Here is a 1,268-nt window from a genome sequence, read left to right on the forward strand (position 1 = left end):
CGGCGGCAATCAGTGTTTATGTGACCGTACAGGAGGTAAGAGCGTGATCCATAATCCGATCATAGTGGGCGAATCGACCAAAGGGCTGATGAAGTTTACGGCGCGGGTGAGCTATACCGGCTCGGCGCTGAATAAGAACACTCTGGATATTTCGGCAAGCGGGAGCGAACTGCTTCTTTTAACTGACAAGGACGGCCGCACACAAATTGTTAATCCGTTTTATGTGAATGATGTTCCATACGTTTTTGTGACAGCAGCAAGCGCCAGGTATAAGATAACATATTGCAATACATGGGTTCAAATAAGTACAGGCATGCTCAATTTTGCCCTAACCAAAATCCAACTTGGCACGCTGGAAACACTCTAACCAAAGATTATCAACAAACCGAAAAAGGAGGGGATAACTTGGCAATCAAAGTAAACGGCAAGTTGGTCGCAGGGCTTGGCAAAAGCGCGTATGAGCAGGCGCAGGAGGGCGGCTATACGGGGACGGAGGAAGAGTTCATTTCCGCGTTGGCGAATATCGGCAGTAATCCAACAGCAGAGGGTTTGCCGGTGAATGACGTTCGCACCGGCACCGTGCGGGATGGCCAGAGTATCGCGGCGGGGGATGTGGTGAATGTTCAGGACGGGGAAATCTACCACGACGTTGTGGCCCAGAAGAATGTGGAGAACCGATTAAACACGGTTGTCATGACCGGTTCTGACCTGTTCAAACTGAATGAAAGCTATAGTATTTTGATTGGCAATAGTTCAAGTAATCCTGTGGCATACCTGATAGACAACACAACAGGAAAGAGTGTTTATAGTGTAAGTGCCTATTTATCTGCGGTTTTATCTGTTTCAGGCGCTCGGCTGGATGATACGCATTTTGTGGTGCAGGCGCTAACACAAACGACCTTGTTTGCTAAAATAGGTACAGTAAATGGAACATCGATTTCGTTTGGAGAACAAACCAATATAATCTCTGCGGTTACTGGAAGCGCGCCGGTTGTTGCATTGGAGGCGGATCGCATAATGTCGATTTTTACATCCAGCAGCAAGTTGGGCATCGGAATATCGCTGGTGAACGGAACTACAATCACACAAAAACAGACTTATTATCTTCCTGGTAATGTTAACGCTGGCCACATCTCCGCAACCCGCATCCCCGACGACGACAGCGGAAACAAGCGCGTGTGCATCTGCTTTTCCGATACTGGCGACGGCAACAAGGGCAAGGCGGTTATTGCGACGGTTGACAGCGCGAATGCGGTGACGTTTGGGGA

The 1,268-nt window shown here is 48.8% G+C and carries 2 protein-coding genes; both read left to right on the plus strand.

Going from position 1 to position 1,268, the window contains the following annotated elements:
* A partial coding sequence (locus H8S45_RS15760; RefSeq protein ID WP_207724528.1) for a hypothetical protein occupies positions 1-367 on the plus strand: 367 nt, incomplete at its 5' end.
* A gap of 38 nt (positions 368-405) precedes the next feature.
* Positions 406-1,268: hypothetical protein (locus tag H8S45_RS15765; RefSeq protein ID WP_186950581.1), on the plus strand; the 863-nt coding region annotated here is incomplete at its 3' end.

The organism is Agathobaculum faecis, from assembly GCF_014287995.1.
Taxonomy (GTDB): domain Bacteria; phylum Bacillota; class Clostridia; order Oscillospirales; family Butyricicoccaceae; genus Agathobaculum; species Agathobaculum ammoniilyticum.